Origin of the sequence: Promicromonospora sukumoe 327MFSha3.1, assembly GCF_000385135.1 — a bacterium.
Classification (GTDB): Bacteria; Actinomycetota; Actinomycetes; order Actinomycetales; family Cellulomonadaceae; genus Promicromonospora; species Promicromonospora sukumoe_B.
This window is the reverse complement of record NZ_ARQM01000010.1, coordinates 1,942,056-1,964,666: the sequence shown is the minus strand read 5'-3', so window position 1 is coordinate 1,964,666 and position 22,611 is coordinate 1,942,056. Positions and strand designations below refer to the sequence as shown.

Below are 22,611 nucleotides of genomic sequence, written 5' to 3'. Positions count from 1 at the left end.
CCTGTACGTCTGACACGTCAGGGGTTGCCGACGTAGCGGGCCAGGTGCTCCCCGGTCAGGGTCGTCTCCCCCGCGACCGCCCCGGCCACCAGGTCGGCCGGCGTGCCCTCGAAGACGACGCGGCCGCCGTCGTGCCCGGCGCCCGGGCCCAGGTCGATGATCCAGTCGGCGTGCGCCATGACCGCCTGGTGGTGCTCGATGACCACCACGGACTTGCCGGACTCCACGAGACGGTCCAGCAGCGCCAGGAGGTTGGCGACGTCAGCCAGGTGCAGGCCCGCCGTCGGCTCGTCCAGGACGAACACGCCGCCGTCCTCGGCCAGGTAGGTGGCGAGCTTGAGGCGCTGGCGCTCGCCGCCGGACAGCGTCGTCAGGGGCTGGCCGATCTTGAGGTACCCGAGGCCGACGTCGGCCAGGCGCGCCAGGATCTTGTGCGCGGCGGGGGTGCGGGCCTCGCCGGCGGAGAAGAACTCCTCGGCCTCGGCCACCGACATCGCCAGCACCTCGGCGATGTCCTTGCCGCCCAGGTGGTACTCCAGGACGGCGGCCTGGAACCGCTTGCCCTCGCACTCCTCGCAGGTGGTGGCCACGGTGTCCATGAACCCGAGCTGGGTGTAGACGACGCCGGCGCCGTTGCAGGTGGGGCAGGCACCCTCGGAGTTCGCGCTGAACAGGGCGGGCTTGACGCCGTTGGCCTTCGCGAACGCCTTGCGCACCGGCTCGAGCAGCCCGGTGTAGGTGGCGGGGTTGGAGCGGCGCGAGCCCTTGATCGCGGACTGGTCCACGACGACGACGCCGTCGCGCCCCGCGAGGCTGCCGTGGATCAGGGAGCTCTTGCCGGAGCCCGCCACGCCCGTCACCACGCACAGCACGCCGAGCGGTACGTCGACGTCGACGCCCTGCAGGTTGTGGGTGCTCGCGCCGCGGATCTCCAGGGCGCCCGTGGCGGTGCGCGCGGACTCCTTGAGGGTCGCGCGGTCCTCCAGGTGGCGGCCGGTGAGGGTGTCGCCGGCGCGCAGCTCGTCGACCGTGCCCTCGAAGCAGATGGTGCCGCCCGCGCTGCCGGCGCCCGGGCCCAGGTCGACGACGTGGTCGGCGATCGCGATGGTCTCGGGCTTGTGCTCGACGACGAGCACGGTGTTGCCCTTGTCGCGCAGCTGGAGCAGCAGGTCGTTCATGCGCTGGATGTCGTGCGGGTGCAGGCCGATGGTCGGCTCGTCGAACACGTACGTGATGTCCGTGAGCGCCGAGCCGAGGTGGCTGATCAGCTTGGTGCGCTGCGCCTCACCGCCGGACAGCGTGCCCGAGGGCCGGTCCAGGGACAGGTAGCCCAGGCCGATCTCGGTGAACTTGTCCAGCAGGTTCTGCAGGTTGCCCAGCAGCGGGGCCACGGACGGCTCGTCCAGCTCGCGCACCCACTGCGCGAGGTCGCCGATCTGCATGGCGCACGCGTCGGCGATGTTGATGCCCCGGATCTTCGACGCCAGGGCAGCCTGGGCCAGGCGGGTGCCGCCGCAGTCCGGGCAGGTGATGAACGTGACGGCGCGGTCCACGAAGGCCCGCAGGTGCGGCTGCAGGGCGTCGCGGTCCTTGGCCAGCATGGAGCGCCGCACCTGGGGCACCAGGCCCTCGTACGTCAGGTTCGCGCCGCCGATCTTGCGCTTGGTCGCGTCCCGGTACAGGAAGTCGTGCCGCTCGGTCTCGGTGTAGTCGCGCACCTTCTTGTCGCCGTCCAGGTACCCGGACTCGGTGAAGAACCGCACCGACCAGCCGCCCGCCTTGTACCCGGGCACGGTGATGGCGCCCTCGTTGAGCGACTTGTCCTCGTCGACCAGCTCGCCCAGGTCGATGTCCGAGACCGTGCCCCGGCCCTCGCACCGCGGGCACATGCCGCCGTGGTAGACGGCCTCGCGCACGATCTGCTTCTCGCCCGTGGCCGACGTCATCACGCCGCTGGCCTTGCGGGCCGGGATGTTGAACGAGTACGCCACCGCCGGTCCGGCCGACGGCGTGCCCAGCCGGCTGAACAGCAGCCGCAGCAGCGCGTTGGTGTCGGTCACCGTGCCGAGCGTGGAGCGCGGGTTGGCCCCGAGCCGCTCCTGGTCCACCACGATCGCCGTGGTCAGCCCCTCCAGCAGGTCGACGTCGGGCCGCGACAGCGACGGCATCATGCCCTGCACGAACGCGCTGTAGGTCTCGTTGATCATGCGCTGCGACTCCGCGGCGATGGTCGCGAACACCAGCGAGCTCTTGCCCGAGCCCGAGACCCCGGTGAACACCGTCAGGCGGCGCTTCGGGATCTGCAGGTCCACGTCCTGGAGGTTGTTCTCCCGGGCGCCGTGCACCCGGATCAGGTCGTGGCTGTCGGCCGGGTGGGTGCTGGGCTGGGCGCCGGGCTCAGTGCTGTTCTCGGTACTGGTGATGGTGGTGCTCGCCGCGTTCATGCTCGGCCTTCCGTGACAGTGGTACTTGTTGCAGTGGTACTTGTTGCGGACACGAGGGGGCGGTCGTCGTCGACCGGCCTGGTGCCGTCGGTCAGCTCGGTGTCCGGTCCGGTGTTGTCCGGTCCGGTGTCGTGGGGCCCGGCGCCGGACGTGCCGGCCGCGGCCGCCCGGAGGTACGCCGCCAGCCCTGGGACGCACATGCGGTGCTCAGAGCTGCTTGATGCGGACGGTGTTGCCGGCCGGGTCGCGGAACGCGCAGTCGCGGAAGCCGTAGGGCTGGTCCACGGGCTCCTGCATGACCTCCGCGCCGGTGGCCTGCACCCGCTCGAACGTCGCCTCCAGGTCGGTGGCGCCCAGGATCACGGCCGCGTACGTGCCCTTGGCCATCATCTCCGCGACCGTGCGGCGCTCGGCGTCGGTGACCCCCGGGTCGGCCCCCGGCGGGGTCAGCACGATCGAGGTGTCCGGCTGGTCGGCGGGGCCCACCGTGATCCAGCGCATGTCGCCCTGCCCGACGTCGAGGAAGACCTCGAAGCCCAGCGCGTCCCGGTAGAACGCCAGCGACGCCTCCGGGTCGGTGTGCGGCAGGAACGTCTGGTGGATCGTCAGGCCCGTGCTCTTGCTCGTCTGTGTGCTCATGAGCGTCACGTTAGGTCCGGGCGCGGGGGTTGCGCTTCTCGATTCCTGACCGGCCTGGTCACCTGCTTGGCGATGCACGCCGGCAGGCCCGCCGGGTCCACCTCCGTGGACGCGAGCTGCGGGTCGTTGCGGTACACGCTCGGCGGCACGCCGACCAGCTCGGTGAACCGCGTGCTGAACGTGCCCAGCGACGAGCAGCCCACCGCGAAGCAGACCTCGGTCACGCTCAGGTCGCCCCGGCGCAGCAGCATCATGGCGCGCTCGATCCGCCGGGTCATCAGGTAGCTGTACGGCGACTCGCCGTAGGCCGCCTTGAACTGGCGCGACAGGTGCCCCGCCGACATGTGCACCCCCGCCGCGAGCGCCGCGACGTCCAGGGGCTGGGTGTACTCGCGGTCCATGCGGTCGCGTACCCGGCGCAGGAGCGCGAGGTCGCGGAGGTGGTCGGCGTCGACGGCGGTGTTCGTCACGGGGGCGATGCTGTCACGTCGTGGCGTCCGGCTCAGGGGGCAGGCCGGACGCGAGCGCAGGAACATCACAACTCGTCCGTGGTAACACCGCAGGTAAGAGCGTCCGATCGGGAACAAATCGGGCCGTGTCGCACGTTATGAGAGCAGCAATGAGCAACTGTCCGATGGCTGTGGCCCAGGGCTCTCCCCAACCTTTGGCGTGCGTCGGCGCACCCGTTTCTCCCTGGCTCGGCAACTCGGTCCGTGGATCCCGTCCAGCACCCTCTCAGGGCGCTCCCGGTGGTTCCGGATCGGCTCGCGCGATGCTGCTCACCCGGCCCCCTACGTATGGAGGACCACGTGACAACACCCGCCCCACTCCTGCGTCCTGTCCCCGACTCCCCCGACGACGCTCGCGGCCTCGTGCCGGGGCCGGTTCCTGACCGCCCCGGGGGCCGCACCTCCGGCCCCCTGATGATCGTCGTGGGCGGTGTCCCGGGGGCCGGCAAGAGCACCCTGCTGGCCAACGTCGCCGCCGACGTGCCCCGCGCGCTGGTGCTCGACCCCGACCGTTACCGGCGGCGGATCGCCGCCCGGCTGCCGTCCTGGGTGCCGTACGGCACCTACCGCTGGCTGACGCACACCCTGCACGCCGTCGCGACGGTCCTGTACCTCGTGGCCGGTGCGCGCTCGGGCCGGCCGCTGCTGGTGCACGACACCGCCACCCGCGAGCGCCGTCGGGAGCTGCTGGGGCTGGTGGCGCGGCTGGGCGGGTGGGACCCGGTGCTGGTGGCGGTGGACGTGTCGTTGGCGGAGGCGCTGGACGGGCAGCTGGACCGGGGCCGCGTGGTGCAGCCGGACGAGTTCGTGCGGCACTGGGAGCGGTGGACGGCGCAGCGGTCGCTGCTGGCGGGGGCGCGCGGAGGTGCGCGAGGTCCGTGGTCGGCGGTGCACCTGATGGCGCGGTGCGACGCGTTCGGGCAGGTGCGTGAGCTGGTGCGGCGGCGTTCGGTCGTGGTGGCGGCGAGCCGGCCGGAGCTGGGTCCGTCCGGTGGCCGGGCCGCCAACCCCTGCGCGGCCTAGCGGCCGCCCGCCGTCGGCAGCCCGTCGAGCAGTGCCTCGCGGAGGCTGTCGGGCAGGTCCGGCGGCACGTCGGGCACCACGGCCAGGGCGTGCAGCGCGCGGCTGAAGTAGTTGCGCGCCGCCGCGGCCAGGACGACGTCGACGATCTGCCGGTCGTCCAGGCCCAGCTCGCGCAGCCGCAGGGTGTCCTGCTCGGTGATCGCGGCCGAGTCGCCGCTGATCTTCTCGGCGAGCTCCATGGCCGCGACCTCCAGCTCGGTGAGGCCCGCGGCGTGGTAGTCGAGCGCGATGCGTTCGAGCTGGGCGTCGTCGAACACGCCGCGGGACCTGCGGCCGTGGGCCAGGCGGCAGGCCTGCGAGCCGATGGCGCCCGCGGCGGCGAGGGTGACCAGCTCGTACAGGCGCAGGCCGATGCTCTGCGCGATGGCACCGGTGAGGTCCTCGAACGCCTGGTGCGCCTGGGGGCTGGTGGCCATGACCCGGGTGTGGCTGGGCACGTAGCCGAGTGCCCTGAGGTCCCCGGCGTACTGCTCCGCCCAGGCGCCGGTCGCCTGGGCGGGCTCGGGTGTGCGGATGATGCTCATGTCCGCCACGGTCCTCGCGAACGCGGGTCAGCGCCAGCCGAGCGCCGGCGCCACGTGCTTGACGATGTTCTCGATCACGTGGGCGTTGTAGTCCACGCCGAGCTGGTTGGGCACCGTCAGGAGCAGCGTGTCGGCGGCGTCGATCGCCTCGTCGGCACGCAGGTCCTCGATCAGGGCGTCCGGCTCGCCCGCGTAGGTCTTGCCGAACCGCGCCGGGCCCGTGTCGAGGTGGCCCACCTGGTCCTCGCTGTAGACCTCCATGCCGAAGTACTGCCGGTCGCGCTGGTCGGTGATCGGGAAGATGCTGCGGCTGACCGACACCCGCGGGGTGTGCTCGTGCCCGGCCTCGGCCCAGGCGTCGCGGAAGCGCTGGATCTGCTCGGCCTGCAGGCGGTGGAAGGGGATGCCGGTGTCCTCCGTCAGCAGCGTGGAGGACATGAGGTTCATGCCCTGGGCCGCCGTCCACTCGGCCGTGGCGCGGGAGCCCGCACCCCACCAGATGCGCCGGCGCAGCCCCTCGGAGTGCGGCTCGATGCGCAGCAGGCCCGGCGGGTTGGGGAACATGGGCCGCGGGTTGGGCTCGGCGAAGCCCTCGCCGTCGAGCGCCTGGAGGAACCGGGCGGTGTGCTCGCGCGCCATGTCGGCGCCGCCGGCGTCCTTCGGGGCGGGCTCGTGGCCGAAGTACCGGTAGCCCTCGATGACCTGCTCGGGTGACCCACGGCTGATGCCGAGCTGGAGCCGCCCGCCGGAGATCAGGTCCGCCGCACCGGCGTCCTCGGCCATGTACAGGGGATTCTCGTAGCGCATGTCGATGACGCCGGTGCCGATCTCGATGCGGCTGGTGCGCGCGCCGACCGCCGCCAGCAGCGGGAACGGCGAGGCGAGCTGCCGCGCGAAGTGGTGCACGCGGAAGTAGGCGCCGTCGGCGCCCAGCTCCTCGGCGGCCACGGCCAGATCGATCGACTGCAGCAGCGCGTCCGACGCCGAGCGGGTGCTCGACGTCGGGTGCGGTGTCCAGTGACCGAAGGACAGGAACCCGATGTTCTTCACGCTGACCTCAACTCCCCCGGGATGTCCGTCCCGTCCCGCGACGAGAGGAACGTTCCCGAACCGTTATCGGTACCGGGGCATCGTTTCGGTGTCCCCGGGCGTCTGTATCAGTGTGAGCAACAACGACGCCTTCCTCGACCGCACCACCTCCGCGCAGCCCGGCCACTTCTACGGCCGCACCCAGCCGGAGACCGTGCGCTGGTGGATCCCCCTGGTGGCCGCCACCGGCGCTCTGCTCGTCCTCGTCATGGGTACCGCCGCCGTCGTCAGCGGCATCGTGAACCAGACGATCGGCAGCATCGGCGGCTGACCGTCCCCCAGGGGCGCCCAGCGCACAAGGCCCGGCCCGACGGCGACCGCCGTCCGACCGGGCCTTCGTCGTGCCGGGACGGTCGCCCGGCCCTGGGCTCAGACCTGCTTGCTCAGACCTGCTTGCTCAGACCTGCTTGCTCAGACCTGCTTGCGCACCGCGTCGGCCACGGCGTCCGCGACCCGGTGGTCGAACACGCCCGGGATGATGTAGGCGCTGTTCAGCTCCTCGGGCGCGACGACGTCGGCGATCGCCACCGCGGCCACCCGCAGCAGCTCCGTGGTGATGTCCGTGGCCCCCGTGTCCAGCAGCCCGCGGAACAGGCCCGGGAAGGCGAGCACGTTGTTGATCTGGTTGGGGTAGTCGCTGCGCCCCGTGGCCACCACCGCGGCGGTCTCGGCCGCCTCCAGCGGGTCCACCTCCGGCGTCGGGTTGGCCAGCGCGAACACGATCGCGTCCTGCGCCATCTGCGCCACGTCCGCGCCCGACAGGATGCCGCCCGCCGAGACACCGACGAACACGTCGGCCCCCTTGAGCCCCTCCTGCAGCGTGCCGGAGAACCCGTCCACGTTGGTGTTGTCAACCAGCCAGCGCCGGTGCGGGTCGTCGGTGACCACACCCGGGTGCAGTGCGCCGTCCCGGCCGAACGCCACGATGTGCCGCGCGCCCTGCGCCTTGAGCAGCCGGATGATCGCGTTGCCCGCCGCGCCCACACCGGACACCACGATCCGCACGTCCGCGAGGTCCTTGCCGACCACCTTCAGGGCGTTGACGAGCGCCGCCAGCACCACGATCGCGGTGCCGTGCTGGTCGTCGTGGAAGACGGGGATGTCCAGCTCGGCCCGCAGCCGCGCCTCGATCTCGAAGCAGCGCGGCGCCGCGATGTCCTCCAGGTTCACGCCCCCGTACACGGGCGCGATCGCCTTGACGATCCGCACGATCTCGTCCGTGTCCGTGGTGTCCAGGCACACCGGCCAGGCGTCCACGCCGCCGAACTCCTTGAACAGCGCCGCCTTGCCCTCCATCACGGGCAGCGCCGCGGCCGGGCCGATGTCGCCCAGGCCCAGCACCGCCGTGCCGTCCGTGACCACGGCCACCGTGTTGCGCTTGATCGTCAGGCGGCGCGCGTCCTCGGGCTTGTCCGCGATGGCCAGGCACACCCGCGCCACCCCCGGGGTGTACGCGCGCGACAGGTCCCGGCGCGTCTTGAGCGGCACCTTGTTCGTGACCTCGATCTTGCCGCCCAGGTGCATCAGGAACGTCGAGTCGCTCGACTTGAGCACCTCCGCGCCCTCGACGGCGTTCACGGCCGCCACGACCCGCTCGCCGTGCTCCGCGTCGATCGTGTCGCACGTGACGTCCACGACCAGGCCGTGCGACGTCGAGTGCGCGATGTCCACGCCCATCACCGCGGCCCCGGCGTCGGCTACCGCCGCTACCACCGTGCTCGTGGCGCGCTGCGAGGCGGCCACCTCCACGCGCAGGGTGATCGTGTAGCTCGGGCTGGGCAGCGACATCGTCGTTTCTCCTCGGTCCTCCGGCCGCCATCGGCCGGGAAAGCGGCGCGCGGGCGTGCGCGCACCTGGAGATTCCTACCCGCAGAACGTGACGTGCGCCACACGAGCCCGCCATCCGGACGGCGCACCCGCGAGCGCCCCGCAGGATGGGCACGTGAACGTCTCCCCCGACTCCCCCGCCCGTGACGACGTGCTGCGCCTGCTGGACGAGCACCTGGCCGACATGTTCGCCACCTCGCCCGCCGAGAGCGTGCACGCACTGGACCACACGGCGCTGCTCGCGCCGACCATCACGTTCTGGACCGCGCGGGACGACGACGGCACGCTCCTGGGGTGCGGTGCGCTGAGCCGGCTGGACGGCCCCGACGGCGCGTACGGCGAGGTCAAGTCCATGCGCACCGCGGGCCCCGCGCGTGGCCGCGGCGTCGCCTCGTCGCTGCTGGACGCCGTGCTGGCCGAGGCCGGACGGCGGGGGTACCCGCGCGTGAGCCTGGAGACCGGGACCGAGGACTACTTCGCACCGGCCCGCCGCCTGTACGCGCGCCACGGGTTCGTCGAGTGCGACCCGTTCGGCAGCTACGTCCCGGACCCGAACAGCGTGTTCATGACCCTGGGGCTGCCCGCCGGGTCTGCGGGCGGGAGCCCGGCTACCGCAGGAGCGTCCGCAGGCTCGTGATCCGCGCCTGGTCCAGCCCCGCGTACCGCAGGTAGGCCACCGGGTCCAGGTCGGCCAGCCACTCCAGCAGGGCCGCGCGGCGCTCGCCGACGCGCTCGTCGAGCTGGCGGGCGGTCCAGGTCTCGCCCCGGTGCTGCACCCAGGCGCCCCGCTCGACGTCGTAGGCGACGCCGCCGCCGCGGTGCGTGGTGCCGCGGAAGGCGCGCTCGTAGTCCTGCGCGATCGCCTGGTGCTCCACGCCCGTCAGGGACAGGAGCAGGGCGGTGATCATGCCGGTGCGGTCGCGGCCGGCGGCGCAGTGCACCAGCACGGGCCCGGGGGCGTCGGCGACCGCGCGGAAGACGCCGGCGAACAGGTGCGGGTACATCGCGATGTTCGGCGCGTAGGAGCGCGGGTGGTCCAGCCAGGGACCGCAGGTCTCCAGGAAGTGCGGGTCGCCGGGGTCCTCGGTCGGGGTGTGGTGCGTGACGACCTCGCGGGGCCGCTCGGCGTCGGGCATGAGGTCGCGCGCCTGCTTGACCTCGGCGGGGTTGCGCAGGTCGACGACGGTCGTGAGCCCGTCGTCGACCGCCTCGGCCCAGCCGGTGGCCGTCATCGGCTCCGGTGCGCCGGACCGCCAGACGCGGCCGTGCACGGTGACCGCGCCGTCCTCCAGCGGGAGGCCGCCGAGGTCCCGGAGGTTGACGGCGCCGTCCCAGACCTGGAGGTTCACCGGGTTGCTCATGCCCGGCATCGTGGGTTGGTGTCCACGGGCAGGTCAACGGGTAGAACTGCCCGTGGACACCGGCTCCTGGTCAGGCGTCCAGGTCGACGACGACGAGCGCGTGGTTGTCCGGGGCGCCCGCGGCCTCGACGGCGTCGGCGATCCGCTGCGCGACGTCGTCCGGGTCGCCGGGGCTCGTCAGCACGATCCGGTCCCCGTTGGCTGGTCGGTAGTTCGGGGTGGTCGGTAGAACGTCAGGTAGTCGGTAACCCGGGTTGCCGACTACCTGACGTTCTACCGACCACCCCGAACTACCGACCGCGACCCGTGCCGCGGCAGCGCCTCACCGCCTCCGTGGCACCGCCACCCGGTCCAGGTCCGCCGCCACCGTGAGCTCGCCGTCGAACACCGTGCGGGCCTCGCGCTCGAACTCGGCCGGGTCGGTGTACCGCTGCGAGAAGTGGGTCAGCACGAGGCTGCGGACGCCGGCCCGGGCCGCCACGGTCGCGGCCTCCAGGGCGGTCAGGTGCCCGTGGTCGTGCGCCAGGCCGCGGTCGCGGTCCAGGTAGGTCGACTCGATGACGAGCAGGTCCACGCCGTCGGCCAACCGGCCCACGGCGTCGCACATGCGGGTGTCCATGACGAACGCGAACGACTGCCCGGGCCGCGGTTCGCTGACGTCCTCCAGCCGGACCGTGCCGCGCGCGGTCTCCAGCGTGCCCTCCCGGGTGAGCCGGCCGACGTCGGGCCCCGCGATGCCGGCGGCGGCCAGCCGCTCCGGGACCATACGGCGGCCGTCGGGCTCGTCGAGGCGGTACCCGTACGCCTCCAGCGAGTGGTCCAGCCGGGCCGCGCTGAGCACCGCCGGGCCGTGCATCTCCCCCGGCACGCGGCGCACCTCGCCGTCGCGCCTGATGCCCTGCAACGCGAGGCGTTCCTGGTGGTAGAACGCGGTGGCGTCGCACAGGTTCTCGACCCAGCGGCGGCCCGACTCCGGGAACATGATCGGGATGGTCTGCGGCACGGCGTCGAGGCTGATGCGCTGCACCACGCCGGCCAGGCCCAGGCTGTGGTCGCCGTGCAGGTGCGTGAGCGCGATCCGGGTCAGCGCCGTCGCGGAGATCCCGGCGTGCAGCATCTGGCGCTGCGAGCCCTCGCCCGGGTCGAACAGGATGACCTCGTCGTCCCAGAACAGCACGTAGCCGTTGTGGTTGCGGGTACGGGTCGGCACCTGGCTGGCGGTGCCGAGGGCCACGAGCTCACGGCTCGAGACGCGGTGGTTGGCCGGACGCTGGAACACGGTCGCATTGTGTCCCGGAGCGCGGCCCGCGGCACGGGAAAAACTCCCGATAACGACAAGGTCCTTAACTTTCCAAAGATCACCCGCAGCCGGGCAAGACGTTCAGCGGGTCGCAGCCGTACCGGGCCTGGGCGAGCAGCAGCACGGCGTACCCGAACCCGGCGAGCATGGCCCCGCCGACCAGGACGTTGAGGATCGGGTAGGTCGCACCCTGGATCACCGGGGTCAGCGCGAGGCCCGCACCGGCGAGCAGGCAACCGAGTGCCACAATGGTGATTGGGCTGGTCAGAGCGTCGGAGGTGGACAGCTGGAGCCAGCCGAACCGTTCCCCGAACAGGACCAGCGCGACGTACGGAAGAGCGAACCCGAGCGCCGCGACGGCGCGCCAGTCCATGATCGAAAGCTTCGCCAGCATCATGACCTCCCCATGTGCACCGCCCCAGGCGGTGGCCAAACACCCACCGTAAGTGTTAATAATCGGGGGGCGGTCCGCTATCTTTGGTAGTGATTTTCACAGAATCCGACATATTCGTACGATCTCCACTTTCAGGACTCTCGCTCAGATGGCACCCTGTGGCGCGTCGTCGCGCCAAAGGCGGCACGGCGGTCGAGAAAGGACGCGCATGGCGAGGGACGAACGCGTGGGCAAGCCCGCGTACGCAGCGGTGTCGACCCGGATCACCGGAATCCAGCTTGCCGGGGCACGACTGCGAGAGATCGCCGTCGTGCGGATCGACGAGCGGGGCGCGGTGGTCGACGAGTGGTCGGCGGTGCTGCACCCCGACGGCGCGTGGATCGCGCTGGCCGACGTCGCCGCCACCCTCCGCGAGCGCCTGTCGCAGATGGCGATCGTGACGCACAACGGCCGGCTCGGCATCGAGGTGCTGCGCGCGGAGCTGTCGCACCTGGGCTGGGAGCTGCCCACGCTCGCGCAGCTGACGATCATCGACGCGAGCTACCACTACCTGCCCGGCCTGGTGCACCGCCGCCTGTCGGACTGCTGCACCGCGGCGGGCGTGCCGTTCGAGGGCGGTCAGCCGAACTCCGGCCCGCTCAACGAGGCGCGGGCGGTGGCCGGGCTGCTGGCCCGGTTCGTGCAGAGCGCGAGCGGCCTGCCGGACCTGCCCGAGCTGTTGCAGGTCACGCTGCGCGCCTGGGTCTACCCGTGGCCCGAGGGCCCCACCCGCACGCCCGAGCCCCCGCGCCCGTGGCCCGGCCGCCGCGGCCCGAGCGTGCTGACGACGCTCGCCGGCCAGCCGCTGGCCGATGCGGTCGCGGCCGTCGCCGACGTGCGTACCAACGGCTACCTGTCGCTCATCGCCGAGACGCTCCAGGACGGCCGCCTGACGCCGCAGACGTCGTCGGGCCTGGCCGAGGCCGAGCCGCTGTACCGGCTGACGCCGGACGGGGCCGCCGACATCCGCAAAAAGTTCTTCGACGCGCTGGTGCACCAGGCGATCGAGGCCGACCGGTACCACCTGGAGGCCCGCCAGGAGCTGTGGCGCGTCGCGGACACGCTCGGCTGCTCCCGGGAGTCGGTCATCGAGCCGATCGTCGAGGCGACGCCGGTCGAGTTCCCGAAGCTGGTCGACGAGTCGGGGACGAAGAAGCCGACCGACGGGCGTCGCTCGTCGTCCCCGGCGCAGATGCGCGCCTGGGCCATCGCCAACGGGTTCGACGTCGAGGGCTACATCCGGCTGCCGTGGTCGATCGTGCGGGCCTTCGAGGAGGCGCACGCCGAGCCCGTGGACCGCACGGTGCGCCAGACCGTGCGGGAGGAGCCGTCGGCCAGCGAGCGCGCGACACGCAACGACTCCCGGTCCGCACTGGGACCCGACCAGCGGCCCATCCCGATGCCGGCGCCCCGGGCCAACCCGCGGCCGTCGCGCACCCCGGACCCCGACGAGGGCGTGCCGCAGCTCGAGTTCGACCGCCTGGAGACACCGCCGATCGGCAACCCGCTGGTCTGAGCCGGGAGGACGTAGGGCCCGCAGCCGGTGGCTGCGGGCCCTACGTCGTGTTCGGTCGTGTTCAGGCGGGCACGCTCAGCTGCCCGGGAACCCCTCGGGGTTCTGCGACTGCCAGCGCCAGGTGTCGGCGCACATGTCGTCGATCGTCTTGGTGGCGTGCCAGCCCAGCTCGGTGTTGGCGCGCGTCGGGTCGGCCCAGAACGCGGGCAGGTCCCCGGCGCGGCGCGGCCCGATCTCGTAGGGCAGCTCGCGCCCCACGGCTCGCTCGAACGCCTTGAGCAGCTCCAGCACCGACGTGCCGGTACCGGTGCCCAGGTTGAACGCCCGCGCCGGCTCGGCCATGTCGTCCAGGTGCTCCAGGGCCGCCACGTGCCCGGCGGCGAGGTCGGTCACGTGCAGGTAGTCCCGCTCTGCCGTGCCGTCCGCGGTCGGGTAGTCGCCCCCGAACACCGTGAGCTTGTCCCGGCGCCCCACCGCGACCTGCGCGATGAACGGCATCAGGTTGTTCGGGATGCCCTGCGGGTCCTCGCCGATGTCGCCGCTCGCGTGCGCCCCGACCGGGTTGAAGTAGCGCAGCAGCGCCACCTTCCAGCCCTCGGAGATCTGCGCGATGTCCGACAGGACGCGCTCGATCATCACCTTGGTCTGCCCGTACGGCGAGGACGAGGACAGGTACTCGTAGTCCTCCGTGTACGGCACCGGGGCCTTCTCGCCGTAGACCGTCGCCGAGGAGGAGAACACCAGCCTGGTGACCCCGTACTTGGCCATCGACGCCGCCAGGGCGAACGTCGACTCGAGGTTGTTGCGGTAGTAGTCCAGCGGCCGGGCCACCGACTCCCCCACCGCCTTGAACCCCGCGAAGTGGATCACGGCGTCGATGTGCTCGTGCGCGAACAGCCGCTCGGTCTTGTCGGCGTCGGTCAGGTCGAAGGCGTGGAACGGGATCGCCCGGCCCGCGAGCGCCTCCAGGCGACCCTGGACGGAGGGCTTCGAGTTGGAGAAGTCGTCGACCACGATGACGTCGTGACCGGCGGCGACCAGGGCAAGGACGGTGTGCGAGCCGATGTAGCCGGCCCCACCTGAGACGAGAACGCGCATGGCTTCCAAAATACCGGCTCGGCCGCACGGTCCGGGCACTGGTACGTTCGCGCGCGTGACGGTGCCCGAGGCGATGCTCCTGTTCGCGCTGGTCGCGATCCCCCTGACGATCATGCCGGGCCTGGACAGCGCGCTCGTGCTGCGCACCGCCGTCGTCAGCGGCCGCGCGCACGCCTACGCGACGGCCCTCGGCATCAACGTGGGCACCCTGGCGTGGGGCGTGGCCGCCGCCGTGGGCGCGACGGCGGTGCTCGCCGCCTCCGAGACCGCCTACCGGACGCTGACCCTGGCCGGCGCGGCCTACCTCGCCTGGCTCGGCGGCCGGCTGCTGTGGACCAGCTTCCGCCCGGGACGCTACGACGCGCTGCCCGACGGCGCCGTCCCGTCCGGCACAGTCGTGTCCGATGCCGCCCTGCCGGTCGTGACCCGGTCCCGGTGGCGCTCCTTCGCGGTCGGCGCCACGACCAACCTGGTCAACCCCAAGGTCGGGGTGTTCTACCTGGCCACGATCCCCCAGTTCCTGCCCGACGGCGTGCCGCACCTGCTCATGGGCGTCCTCCTGGCGACCGAGCACAACGTCCTCGGGCTGGCCTGGCTCGGCCTGCTGATCCACGCCGCGGGCCTGGCCAAGCGCTGGCTGTCCGGGCGCGCGATCGCCCGCGTCACCGACCGCGTGACCGGCGTCGTGCTCCTCGGCTTCGGCGGCCGCATCGGGTGGAACGCCCTGACCGGGCAGGCCCGCCCGCTCTGACGGCCGCCTCACCGGGCACGACTCAACCGGGCACGACTCAACCGGGCACGGTCTGCCCGATCTCGGCGCGGAGCGCGTCGAGCATGTCGTCCACGGAGCCGGCCGGGTCGGTCACCGGCGCCTGGACCCGGCGCACGGTGCCGTCGGGCGCGACCAGGAGCGTGGTCCGCTTGAGCCGGTCCGTCCCGGCGGCCCGGAACACGGGCAGGCGCAGGGCGGACGCCGCCAGTCCGTCCTGGTCCGACGCCAGCGCGTAGGGCAGCCCCGCGTGCGCGGCGAAGGCGGCGAGCTGGTCGGGGCGTTGCGTGGATACGCCGAGCACCCGCGCGCCGGCGTCGGCGAGCGCCGCGGTGCGCCCGGCGTACGTGACGCACTCCAGCGTGCAGCCGCGGGTGCCGGGAATGTCGCTCCAGCCGGCGGGGTACCCGTCCGTGTCGGGAGCGTAGGCACCCGGGAAGAAGAACAGCACGGTCCAGCGGTCGGGGTTCGCGAGGCTGACGGCGGCGCCGTCGTGGGCCGTGAGCGTCACGTCCGGCACCCGCGTGCCGACCAGTGCGTGCACCCGTCGCGCCTCGGCGTCCCCGACGGCGCCCGAGACGGTGCCGTCGCCCATCACGTGGCGCGTCCCCCACTCCTGCAGCGCGACGAGCACCGGTACGAGCCCCTCGCCGCGGCGGGTGAGCCGGTAGTCGAACCGGGGCGGGTGCGCCGAGTACGGGACCCGCTCCAGGACGCCGTCGTCCACGAGCCGGCCGAGGCGCTCGGTCAGGGCGCGCCTGCTGAACCCGAGCTCGTGGGCGAGCGCGTCGAAGCGTGAGACGCCGGCCGCGGCCTCGCGCACGATCAGCAGGCTCTGCCAGTCGCCGATGACGCCGAGCGACTGCGCGATCCCGCAGTCGGCGTCGGCCAGATCCTCCTTGCGCATGCGCGCCATCCTCTCGCAGGTCTCCGTCCGGGCGCCCTCACGCGGCGCCGGTGCCAGGACGTTGCGCCCGCAGCCGTCCTTCTGCCACTGTACGGCCAGTCAGTTCCAAAATGGAACCCACTCGCCCACCACGGAGACACACCATGACGACGACCGCACCGACCGCGGCACGTTCCTTCTGGACCTTCTGGGCGGCCACGACCACCAGCAACATGGGCTCCGCGGTCACGAAGATCGCCCTGCCCCTGACCGCCGTGCTCGTGCTCGACGCCGGACCGTTCGAGACCGGACTGCTCGCGGCGGCGTCCTACCTGGCCTGGATCGTGATCGGGCTGCCCGCCGGCGCGATCGTGCAGCGCTGGCCGCTGCGCGCCACCCAGATCGGCACCGACCTCGTCCGGGCGCTCGCCATCGTGTCGGTGCCCCTGGCCTGGTGGACCGGACACCTGACGCTCGCCCAGCTGTTCGCCGTGGCGCTCACGCTCAACCTCGCTGAGGTGCTGTTCTTCAGCGCCAGCACCACGTTCATCACCTCCGTGGTGCCGCGCGACCAGCTCACGAGCCGCAACTCGCTCATGTCCGGCACGCACGCGGTGACCGAGCTCGGCGGACCCTCGCTGGGCGGGCTGGTCGTCCAGCTCGTCGGCGCCGCGCCCGCACTGCTCCTCGACGCGGTGTCCTACGTCGCCTCCGCCGTGCTGCTGCGCACCCTGCCCGAACGCCGCCAGCCCGGCGACGACGACCCGACCCCGCTGCGCCGCCGGATCGCCCAGGGCTGGCGGTTCGTCACCACCCACCCCGTCCTGGCGCCGTGCACCTGGTGGGCGTGCGTGGTCAACACGGTCTGCGGCGCCCAGCTCGCCCTGTTCGCGATCTACCTGGTGCGCGAGCTGCACGCACCCGCCGCCGTGGTCGGGCTGCTGCTGGCGACCGAAGGTGTCGGGGCGCTCCTCGCGGCCTGGGCGACGCCCTGGCTCGTGCGGCGGTTCGGCTCGGCGCGCGTCGTGCTGTTCGACGGGCTCGTCGGGTTCGCGGGTGCCCTGCTGATCCCCGCCGGCGCCGGCCACTGGGGCTGGCTCTGCTTCGCTGTCGGCAACCTCGTCTTCGCGGCCAGCGTCGTCCCCGGCAGCGTCGTCACGCGCACCTACCGGCAGGTCGCCAGCCCGCCCGAGCTCCTGTCCCGCGTCATGGGCACTGTCCGCTTCGTGTCCTGGGGCTGCATCCCCCTCGGCGGGCTGATCGCCGGCGCGGTCGCCGAGACGGCCGGGACCCGTGCCGTGCTGCTCGGGTCGGCCTTCGTGCTGCTCCTCGGGCCCGCGCTCCTCGCGGCGAGCCCCGTACGGCGCCTGCGGAACCTGGAGGACCACAAGAGCGCGCTGCAGCCCGTCGCGCCGTGACGTCGTCGACACGCCCCGCGCGACCACGACCAGGCCGAACGCCCCGACTACGCTGCCACCGTGGCGTACACCGAGCAGCGCACCGACTCCGAGGGCCGCACCGGCTACGTCGGCCGATACCGCGTCGACGGGCGCCTGCGCAGCACGCGTCGCTTCACGGTCCGGCGCGAGGCGCTCGCGGAGGCGCGGCGGCAGGAGGAGGCGGGCAAGCACGCCGAGTGGGTCGACCCGGCCGCGGGCCGCGTCACCGTGTCCGAGTGGTTCGCCACCTGGCAGGAGGCCCGCGTGGACCGCGCGCCCCGCACGGTCGAGGCCGAGCACGAACGCTTCCGGTCGCTGGTCGCGCCCACGTTCGGGGACCGCCCGCTGCGCCAGGTCACCCACGAGGACGTCGCCCGCTGGGCCGCCACCATGACCTCCCCCACCACCGGCGAGACCGCCTCGCCCGCCCGACGCCGGGACGCGGCCCGGCTCCTGGTGGCCCTCCTGGATGCCGCGGTGGACGCGCGCCGGCTGCGCACCAATCCCGCGCGGACGCCGTCGGGCAAAGTGCCGGCCCTGCCCCGCGCACCGAAGACCAAGCCGCACCGGTACCTGTCCCACGAGCAGCTGCGCCGCGTCGCGGACGCCACGACGTCGGCACAGACGCGCACGCTCGTGCTGCTCACGGCCCTGACGGGCCTGCGCTGGGGCGAGGTCAGCGCGCTGACGGTGGCCGACGTCGACCCGCTGCGCCGCCGCGTGCACGTGACCAAGGCCTACACCCGGCTGGACGACGGCACGCTGCTGCTCGGCGACACCAAGACCCACGCGCGACGCGAGGTGCCGCTGCCGTCCTCCCTGGTGGACGCCGTGGCGGACCAGGCGGCGGGGCGCGCGCCCGGCGACCTGCTGTTCACCGGGACCCGCGGCGGACCGCTGCGCCGGGAGAGCTTCGACCGCTCCGCGTTCCGGCCCGCGGTCGACGCGGCCGGCGGCGCCGTCCGCACGCTGCGCCAGGCCCTCGGTCTGCCCGCCCCGGGCCTGTACGACGACGGCGTGGTCGCCGCGGTCCGCCGCCTCCAGTCCGAGGGCGGCGTGGAGGCGACGGGCGTGACCGACCCCGAGACGTGGGCGCTGGTGGCCGCCGGCGACCGGGCGCGGGCGGGGATGACGCGCGGCGAGAAGGTCAGCCGCACCCGGCTGCTGGCGGCGCTGTCGCGGACCACGCTCGCGCCGGGCGCCGAGGACTTCGACACGCTCACGCTGCACGACCTGCGGCACACCGCGGCGTCGCTGGCGATCTCCGGCGGGGCCACGGTCAAGGCGGTGCAGCGCATGCTCGGGCACGAGTCGCCGGTGCTGACGCTGTCCACGTACGCGGGCCTGTTCGAGGACGACCTCGACGCCCTGGGCGAGACGATGAGCGCGGCGTTCCAGGCGTCCGCCGTCGTGCCCGGGTCCGGGCCTGGTGTCACGGGCGACGCGGCCCAGGGGCCTGCGGCCGTCACGCCGATCCGGGCCGCGCGCACCCGCGCGGGCTGACCCGAACTTTTTTCTCGGGAATCGGTGATCCTGATGTCGAGAACCCGACGAGGGCTCCGTCCTAGGGTCGAGGGCGCGGAACCGCGTCCGTACCGCGTCCACGACGCAGGGCCCCGCGGGGCCCGTGACCCAGGGAGACAACCATGGCGAAGTACCTGCTGCTGAAGCACTACCGGCGCGGCGGCCCCGAGTGGGTGCCCGGCACGGACGTGCCGATGGACCAGTGGAGCCCGCAGGAGATCACCGAGCACATCGACTACATGCGCCGGTTCGCCGAGAAGCTGACCGAGAGCGGTGAGTTCGTGGGCGAGGGCGCGCTCTCGCCGGAGGGCACGTTCGTGCGGTACGGCGGCGAGGGCCGCCCGCCGGTGACGGACGGGCCGTTCGCGGAGACCAAGGACCTCATCGCCGGCTGGATGATCATCGACGTCGAGTCCCAGGAGCGCGCCTACGAGGCGGCGGCCGAGCTGTCCGCAGCGCCCGGCGTCGGCGGCAAGCCGATCTACGAGTGGCTCGAGGTGCGGCCGTTCCTCGGCGAGGACCTGACGATCTCCGAGTGAGCCGGCGGGCCGAGGAAGGCTGGACGTGGACCACGACGCGGTGAACGACCGGGTGCGGACGCTCGCACCGCAGGTCCTCGGCGTCCTCGTCCGTCGCGGAGCAGACTTCGCGACGGCCGAGGACGCCGTCCAGGAGGCCCTGATCGAGGCCGTGCGGCACTGGCCCGACGAGGCGCCGGACGACCCCAAGGCGTGGCTGCTGCGGGTGGCCGGCCGCAAGCTGATCGACCTCCAGCGGTCCGAGGCCGCCCGGCGGCGCCGCGAGGAACGGTTGGGTGACGAGCCGCCGCAGGGCCCCACCGAGCAGTCGGACGACACGCTGCTGCTCCTGAGCCGCTGCTGCCACCCGGCGCTCAGCCCGGCGTCGGCCATCGCGCTGACGCTCCGGGCCGTGGGCGGGCTGACGACGGCGCAGATCGCGCGGGCGTTCCTGGTCCCCGAGGCCACGATGGCGCAGCGGATCTCGCGCGCCAAGCGCACCATCACCGGCGAGCGGTTCGACACGCCCGGCGACGTCCGCGCGGTGCTGCACGTGCTGTACCTGATCTTCAACGAGGGCTTCACGGGCGAGATCTCGCTGGCCGACGAGGCGATCCGGCTCACCCGCCAGCTCACCGTGTCCTCGGCGGCCCGGCCCGAGGGGGCCGACCCCGAGATCGCCGGGCTGCTGGCCCTGATGCTGCTGCACCACGCGCGACGCGGCGCCCGGTACACCGCGTCCGGCGAGCTGGTGCCGCTCGACGAGCAGGACCGGACGCTGTGGGACACGGCGATGATCACCGAGGGCGTCGACGTGCTCCAGACCGCCCTGTCCCGCGACCACCTCGGCCAGTACCAGGCCCAGGCGGCCATCGCCGCCCTGCACGACGACGCCCCCGTCGCCGCCGAGACGGACTGGCCGCAGATCCTGCAGTGGTACGACGAGCTCGCCGGGCTCACGGACAGCCCCGTCGTCGCGCTCAACCGCGCCGTCGCCGTGGGGCAGGTGGACGGCCCGCGCGCCGGCCTGGCCGCGCTGGCCGACGTCGACCCGGGCCTGTCCCGGTGGGACGCCGTCGCGGCCCACCTGTACGAGCGCGCCGACGACACCGAGCTTGCGGTGCGCCACTACACGTCCGCCGCGGACCGGGCGACCAGCGCCGCCGAGCGCACGCACCTGATCAAGCAGGCGGCGCGGCTGCGGGCCGGCCGGTGAGGCCGGTTCCTGCGGCGAGGTAGGCCTCCAGGGCGGCGGCCCCGGCGAGCATGGCCCGGCCGCGGTCGGTGAGGCGGCTTTGCCACTCCGCCAGGGTCGCCTCCAGGGGCGCGAGGCCGCCGGCCGTCCGCACCCGCTCGATCAGCGGCACGATCTGCTCCAGCAGGTAGCCGCCGCGGCGGAGCTGGTGCGTCAGGCGGGCGTCGCGCACCGCGGCGGCGTCGTAGACCCGGTAGCCGGTCTGCGGGTCGCGGCGCGGGCGCACCAGGCCCGCGCGCTCCCAGGTGCGCAGGGTGGCGGGCCGGATGCGCAACTGCGCCGCGAGGGGGCCGATGAACGTGTCCTGCGGCTCGGTCCGCGGGGCCGGCCGGGCGGACGGCGGTCCGGCAGTCGTGGCGTCCAGGTCGCGCAGGGCGTCCTCGACGGCGCGGAGCGTCCGGCGGTCCTCCAGGAGCAGCGCGTGGCTCTCGTCGATCAGCCGGAAGGCCTCGCCGACGGCGCCGTCGTGCACCGCACGCATGATCGCGGCCGCGACCGGGTGGCCGTGCCCGGGGACCAGGGCCAGGAAGGCGCGCAGCGCCCGGGCGTGCCGGGGCGTGTAGGCGCGGTAGCCGGCGGGCGTGCGGTCGGTGGCGGGGAGGATGCCGGCGTCCTCGTAGTTGCGGACCGCCTGCGTGGACAGACCGTGCCCACGGGCCAGGTCGACCGGCCGCAGCCGGACACCCGTTTGAAAGTTCTGCGCCACCCAACGCTCCGTTCCAGGGCCAGGTCTCAACTGAGCCTTCAACGATACCGTTGAGGGAATGGTGAGAGACATCGAGGACACCGTTCATCCCGTCGACGCCGCCTCCGTGCTGGCCCTGCTGAGGGACCGGCCCCGGATCCTGGCCCTCGGCGAGCCCACCCACGGCGCGCCGGACCTGCTTCGGACGCGCAACGCCCTGTTCCGCGAGCTCGTGGAACAGCACGGCTACCGCACGATCGCCCTGGAGACCGACTGCCTCGCCGGCCTGCTCGTCGACGACTACGTGACGACCGGCCGGGGCGACCTCGACGACGTGCTGGCGCGCGGCCTGAGCCACGAGTGGGGCGCGTACCCCGGCAACCGCGAGCTCGTGGCCTGGATGCGCGCCCACAACGAGGGCCGGCCGGCCGCGGAGCACGTCCGCTTCGCCGGCGCCGACGGGCCGCTGGAGATCTCGGCGGCCGCCAGCCCCCGCGCGGCCCTCGTCGCGCTGCACGACTACCTGTCCGCCCGCGTGGACGCCGACCTGCTGCCCTGCACAGCCGACGTCCTGGACCGCATGATCGGCCCGGACGACCGCTGGACCGAGCCCGCCGCGATGATGGACCCCGCGCGGTCGGTGGGACAGTCCGCCGAGGCGAGGGAGCTGCGCCTGCTCGCCGACGACCTGGCGACCCTCCTGGAGACGCACGCCCCGCAGCTCCTGGCCGGCTCCACGCCCCAGGAGCGGGACCGGGCCCACCTGTACGCACGCACCGCCACCGGCCTGCTGCGCTACCACTTCTGGATGGCAGACCCGTCGCCCGCCCGCATGACCCGCCTGCTCGGGATCCGCGACGCGATGATCGCCGACAACCTGCTCGCCCTGGCCGAACGCGGACCCGCGCTGGTGAGCGCCCACAACAGCCACCTGCAGCGGGGACGCAGCACCATGGCCATGTGGGACCACCCACGCCTGGAGTGGTGGGGCGCCGGCGCACTCGTCAGCACCCGGCTCGGCGACCGGTACGCGTTCGTGGCCACGGCGCTCGGGACGCTGCGGGACCAGGGCGTGGAGGCGCCGGAGCCGGACACGGTCGAGGGGCTGCTGTACGGGCTCGGCCGGGACGAGGTCCTCGTGGATCCGCGTGGGCCGGCAGCGCTGCACCGCGCGGGAGCCGACGGCGGGGCGGCGCTCGCGGCCCGCGTCTCCCCTTGGTTCGGGTACGCGCCCCTGGACCCGGCCGACCTCGCAGAGACCGACGCGATCGTGTTCGTCAGGGACGTCCCGCACCGGTAGGCGCCGGGTCTAACCCGCGGGCGGCCCAGACGCTCGGGCTCATGCCCCGCGTCCGCTTGAACGCGGCGCTGAACGCGAACGCGTCGGTGTAGCCGACGGCGCGCGCGACCTGGGCCACGGTCGCCGCCTCGCGGTCGGTCAGGAGGTCCGCCGCGAGCGTCATGCGCCAGCGGGTCAGGTAGGTCAGCGGCGGTTCGCCGACCTGGTCGGCGAACCGCTTGGCCAGGGTGGAGCGCGAGACGCCGGTCCGGTCGGCCAGCGAGCCGACCGTCCAGGGCGCCGCGGGCTCGGCGTGCAGCAGGCGCAGCGCGTCGCCGACCACCGGGTCCCGCTGCGCGGCCCACCAGCGCGGGGGCTCGCCGCCGGGCCGGTCGAACCAGTCGCGCAGCGTGCAGACCAGCATCCAGTCCAG

Annotated in this window: 23 protein-coding genes; 10 read left to right on the top strand and 13 right to left on the bottom strand. The window is 73.3% G+C overall.

Annotated elements, in window-relative coordinates:
- Window positions 1–17 precede the first annotated feature (17 nt).
- The 3 genes from H291_RS0112510 to H291_RS0112500 form a co-directional block, all read right to left on the bottom strand.
- Entirely contained in the window at window positions 18–2,444 is a 2,427-nt protein-coding gene (locus H291_RS0112510; RefSeq protein WP_020015340.1) for an ATP-binding cassette domain-containing protein, read from the bottom strand.
- A gap of 207 nt (window positions 2,445–2,651) precedes the next feature.
- Complete coding sequence (locus tag H291_RS0112505; protein ID WP_026365688.1) at window positions 2,652–3,083, bottom strand: VOC family protein; 432 nt, start codon at window positions 3,081–3,083, stop codon at window positions 2,652–2,654.
- Between the two features lie 5 nt (window positions 3,084–3,088).
- Window positions 3,089–3,553 (bottom strand): helix-turn-helix transcriptional regulator, encoded by a 465-nt coding sequence (locus H291_RS0112500; protein WP_020015338.1) that lies wholly within the window; start codon window positions 3,551–3,553, stop codon window positions 3,089–3,091.
- A 339-nt stretch (window positions 3,554–3,892) separates the two neighbouring features.
- On the opposite strand from H291_RS0112500, the gene H291_RS29860 reads away from it, so the two are divergent.
- Window positions 3,893–4,615: an AAA family ATPase gene (locus H291_RS29860; protein ID WP_198012459.1), complete on the top strand. Its 723-nt coding sequence runs from the start codon at window positions 3,893–3,895 to the stop codon at window positions 4,613–4,615.
- Here H291_RS29860 and H291_RS0112490 read toward each other — a convergent pair.
- Window positions 4,612–5,199, bottom strand: a complete 588-nt coding sequence (locus H291_RS0112490) for a carboxymuconolactone decarboxylase family protein (RefSeq protein WP_020015336.1) — start codon at window positions 5,197–5,199, stop codon at window positions 4,612–4,614. The two genes, H291_RS29860 and H291_RS0112490, sit on opposite strands and share 4 nt — an antisense overlap.
- Window positions 5,200–5,226: 27 nt before the next feature.
- Entirely contained in the window at window positions 5,227–6,249 is a 1,023-nt protein-coding gene (locus H291_RS0112485; RefSeq protein ID WP_020015335.1) for an LLM class flavin-dependent oxidoreductase, read from the bottom strand.
- Window positions 6,250–6,361: 112 nt separating this feature from the next.
- On the opposite strand from H291_RS0112485, the gene H291_RS0112480 reads away from it, so the two are divergent.
- Window positions 6,362–6,559 carry a hypothetical protein gene (locus tag H291_RS0112480; protein WP_020015334.1) on the top strand — a complete coding sequence of 66 codons (198 nt, stop codon included), beginning with the start codon at window positions 6,362–6,364 and terminating at the stop codon, window positions 6,557–6,559.
- 140 nt (window positions 6,560–6,699) lie between these two features.
- On the opposite strand, the gene H291_RS0112475 is transcribed toward H291_RS0112480, so the two are convergent.
- Window positions 6,700–8,076: an NAD-dependent malic enzyme gene (locus H291_RS0112475; protein ID WP_020015333.1), complete on the bottom strand. Its 1,377-nt coding sequence runs from the start codon at window positions 8,074–8,076 to the stop codon at window positions 6,700–6,702.
- Window positions 8,077–8,230: 154 nt separating this feature from the next.
- Here H291_RS0112475 and H291_RS0112470 point away from each other — a divergent pair, with 154 nt between their 5' ends.
- Window positions 8,231–8,752 (top strand): GNAT family N-acetyltransferase, encoded by a 522-nt coding sequence (locus H291_RS0112470; RefSeq protein ID WP_020015332.1) that lies wholly within the window; start codon window positions 8,231–8,233, stop codon window positions 8,750–8,752.
- Here H291_RS0112470 and H291_RS29855 read toward each other — a convergent pair.
- The 3 genes from H291_RS29855 to H291_RS0112450 form a co-directional block, all read right to left on the bottom strand.
- A complete protein-coding gene (locus H291_RS29855; protein ID WP_020015331.1) occupies window positions 8,724–9,476 on the bottom strand; it encodes a tyrosine-protein phosphatase in 753 nt (250 codons plus the stop codon). The genes H291_RS0112470 and H291_RS29855 overlap by 29 nt on opposite strands.
- A gap of 322 nt (window positions 9,477–9,798) precedes the next feature.
- Entirely contained in the window at window positions 9,799–10,755 is a 957-nt protein-coding gene (locus H291_RS0112455) for a ribonuclease Z (protein WP_020015329.1), read from the bottom strand.
- 79 nt (window positions 10,756–10,834) lie between these two features.
- On the bottom strand, window positions 10,835–11,170 hold the full coding sequence (locus H291_RS0112450; protein WP_157236836.1) for a hypothetical protein: 336 nt from the start codon (window positions 11,168–11,170) through the stop codon (window positions 10,835–10,837).
- A 208-nt stretch (window positions 11,171–11,378) separates the two neighbouring features.
- Between H291_RS0112450 and H291_RS0112445 the strand changes: the two genes are divergently transcribed.
- A complete protein-coding gene (locus H291_RS0112445; RefSeq protein ID WP_020015327.1) occupies window positions 11,379–12,725 on the top strand; it encodes a 3'-5' exonuclease in 1,347 nt (448 codons plus the stop codon).
- A 75-nt stretch (window positions 12,726–12,800) separates the two neighbouring features.
- Here the strand turns inward: H291_RS0112445 and galE are convergent, their stop codons facing one another.
- The gene (galE, locus tag H291_RS0112440) at window positions 12,801–13,823 is read right to left on the bottom strand and encodes a UDP-glucose 4-epimerase GalE (protein WP_020015326.1); all 1,023 of its coding nucleotides are present in this window, start codon (window positions 13,821–13,823) and stop codon (window positions 12,801–12,803) included.
- 55 nt (window positions 13,824–13,878) lie between these two features.
- On the opposite strand from galE, the gene H291_RS0112435 reads away from it, so the two are divergent.
- Window positions 13,879–14,574, top strand: a complete 696-nt coding sequence (locus H291_RS0112435; RefSeq protein WP_020015325.1) for a LysE family translocator — start codon at window positions 13,879–13,881, stop codon at window positions 14,572–14,574.
- A 37-nt stretch (window positions 14,575–14,611) separates the two neighbouring features.
- Here H291_RS0112435 and H291_RS0112430 read toward each other — a convergent pair whose 3' ends face one another.
- On the bottom strand, window positions 14,612–15,499 hold the full coding sequence (locus tag H291_RS0112430) for a winged helix-turn-helix transcriptional regulator (RefSeq protein ID WP_020015324.1): 888 nt from the start codon (window positions 15,497–15,499) through the stop codon (window positions 14,612–14,614).
- A gap of 143 nt (window positions 15,500–15,642) precedes the next feature.
- Between H291_RS0112430 and H291_RS0112425 the strand changes: the two genes are divergently transcribed.
- The 4 genes from H291_RS0112425 to H291_RS0112410 all read left to right on the top strand — a co-directional run bounded on the left by H291_RS0112425 (window position 15,643) and on the right by H291_RS0112410 (window position 20,175).
- Window positions 15,643–16,896 carry an MFS transporter gene (locus H291_RS0112425; RefSeq protein ID WP_020015323.1) on the top strand — a complete coding sequence of 418 codons (1,254 nt, stop codon included), beginning with the start codon at window positions 15,643–15,645 and terminating at the stop codon, window positions 16,894–16,896.
- 60 nt (window positions 16,897–16,956) lie between these two features.
- Complete coding sequence (locus H291_RS32535; RefSeq protein ID WP_020015322.1) at window positions 16,957–18,420, top strand: tyrosine-type recombinase/integrase; 1,464 nt, start codon at window positions 16,957–16,959, stop codon at window positions 18,418–18,420.
- Window positions 18,421–18,563: 143 nt separating this feature from the next.
- Window positions 18,564–18,980, top strand: a complete 417-nt coding sequence (locus H291_RS0112415; RefSeq protein WP_020015321.1) for a YciI family protein — start codon at window positions 18,564–18,566, stop codon at window positions 18,978–18,980.
- 25 nt (window positions 18,981–19,005) lie between these two features.
- Window positions 19,006–20,175 (top strand): RNA polymerase sigma factor, encoded by a 1,170-nt coding sequence (locus H291_RS0112410; protein ID WP_020015320.1) that lies wholly within the window; start codon window positions 19,006–19,008, stop codon window positions 20,173–20,175.
- Here H291_RS0112410 and H291_RS29845 read toward each other — a convergent pair.
- A complete protein-coding gene (locus H291_RS29845; protein ID WP_020015319.1) occupies window positions 20,141–20,920 on the bottom strand; it encodes a MerR family transcriptional regulator in 780 nt (259 codons plus the stop codon). The genes H291_RS0112410 and H291_RS29845 overlap by 35 nt on opposite strands.
- Window positions 20,921–20,978: 58 nt before the next feature.
- Here H291_RS29845 and H291_RS0112400 point away from each other — a divergent pair, with 58 nt between their 5' ends.
- The gene (locus H291_RS0112400; RefSeq protein WP_020015318.1) at window positions 20,979–22,199 is read left to right on the top strand and encodes an erythromycin esterase family protein; all 1,221 of its coding nucleotides are present in this window, start codon (window positions 20,979–20,981) and stop codon (window positions 22,197–22,199) included.
- Here the strand turns inward: H291_RS0112400 and H291_RS34565 are convergent.
- Window positions 22,177–22,602: a helix-turn-helix transcriptional regulator gene (locus H291_RS34565; protein WP_232216065.1), complete on the bottom strand. Its 426-nt coding sequence runs from the start codon at window positions 22,600–22,602 to the stop codon at window positions 22,177–22,179. The two genes, H291_RS0112400 and H291_RS34565, sit on opposite strands and share 23 nt — an antisense overlap.
- Between the last annotated feature and the right edge of the window lie 9 nt (window positions 22,603–22,611).

Coding starts and splice junctions, on each gene's coding strand:
- H291_RS0112510 (WP_020015340.1), bottom strand. CDS start 2,444: ATGAACGCGGCGAGCACCACCATCACCAGTACCGAGAACAGCACTGAG.
- H291_RS0112505 (WP_026365688.1), bottom strand. CDS start 3,083: ATGAGCACACAGACGAGCAAGAGCACGGGCCTGACGATCCACCAGACG.
- H291_RS0112490 (WP_020015336.1), bottom strand. CDS start 5,199: ATGAGCATCATCCGCACACCCGAGCCCGCCCAGGCGACCGGCGCCTGG.
- H291_RS0112475 (WP_020015333.1), bottom strand. CDS start 8,076: ATGTCGCTGCCCAGCCCGAGCTACACGATCACCCTGCGCGTGGAGGTG.
- H291_RS29855 (WP_020015331.1), bottom strand. CDS start 9,476: ATGAGCAACCCGGTGAACCTCCAGGTCTGGGACGGCGCCGTCAACCTC.
- H291_RS0112450 (WP_157236836.1), bottom strand. CDS start 11,170: ATGCTGGCGAAGCTTTCGATCATGGACTGGCGCGCCGTCGCGGCGCTC.
- H291_RS0112445 (WP_020015327.1), top strand. CDS start 11,379: ATGGCGAGGGACGAACGCGTGGGCAAGCCCGCGTACGCAGCGGTGTCG.
- galE (WP_020015326.1), bottom strand. CDS start 13,823: ATGCGCGTTCTCGTCTCAGGTGGGGCCGGCTACATCGGCTCGCACACC.
- H291_RS0112430 (WP_020015324.1), bottom strand. CDS start 15,499: ATGCGCAAGGAGGATCTGGCCGACGCCGACTGCGGGATCGCGCAGTCG.
- H291_RS0112425 (WP_020015323.1), top strand. CDS start 15,643: ATGACGACGACCGCACCGACCGCGGCACGTTCCTTCTGGACCTTCTGG.
- H291_RS0112415 (WP_020015321.1), top strand. CDS start 18,564: ATGGCGAAGTACCTGCTGCTGAAGCACTACCGGCGCGGCGGCCCCGAG.
- H291_RS0112400 (WP_020015318.1), top strand. CDS start 20,979: ATGGTGAGAGACATCGAGGACACCGTTCATCCCGTCGACGCCGCCTCC.
- H291_RS34565 (WP_232216065.1), bottom strand. CDS start 22,602: ATGCTGGTCTGCACGCTGCGCGACTGGTTCGACCGGCCCGGCGGCGAG.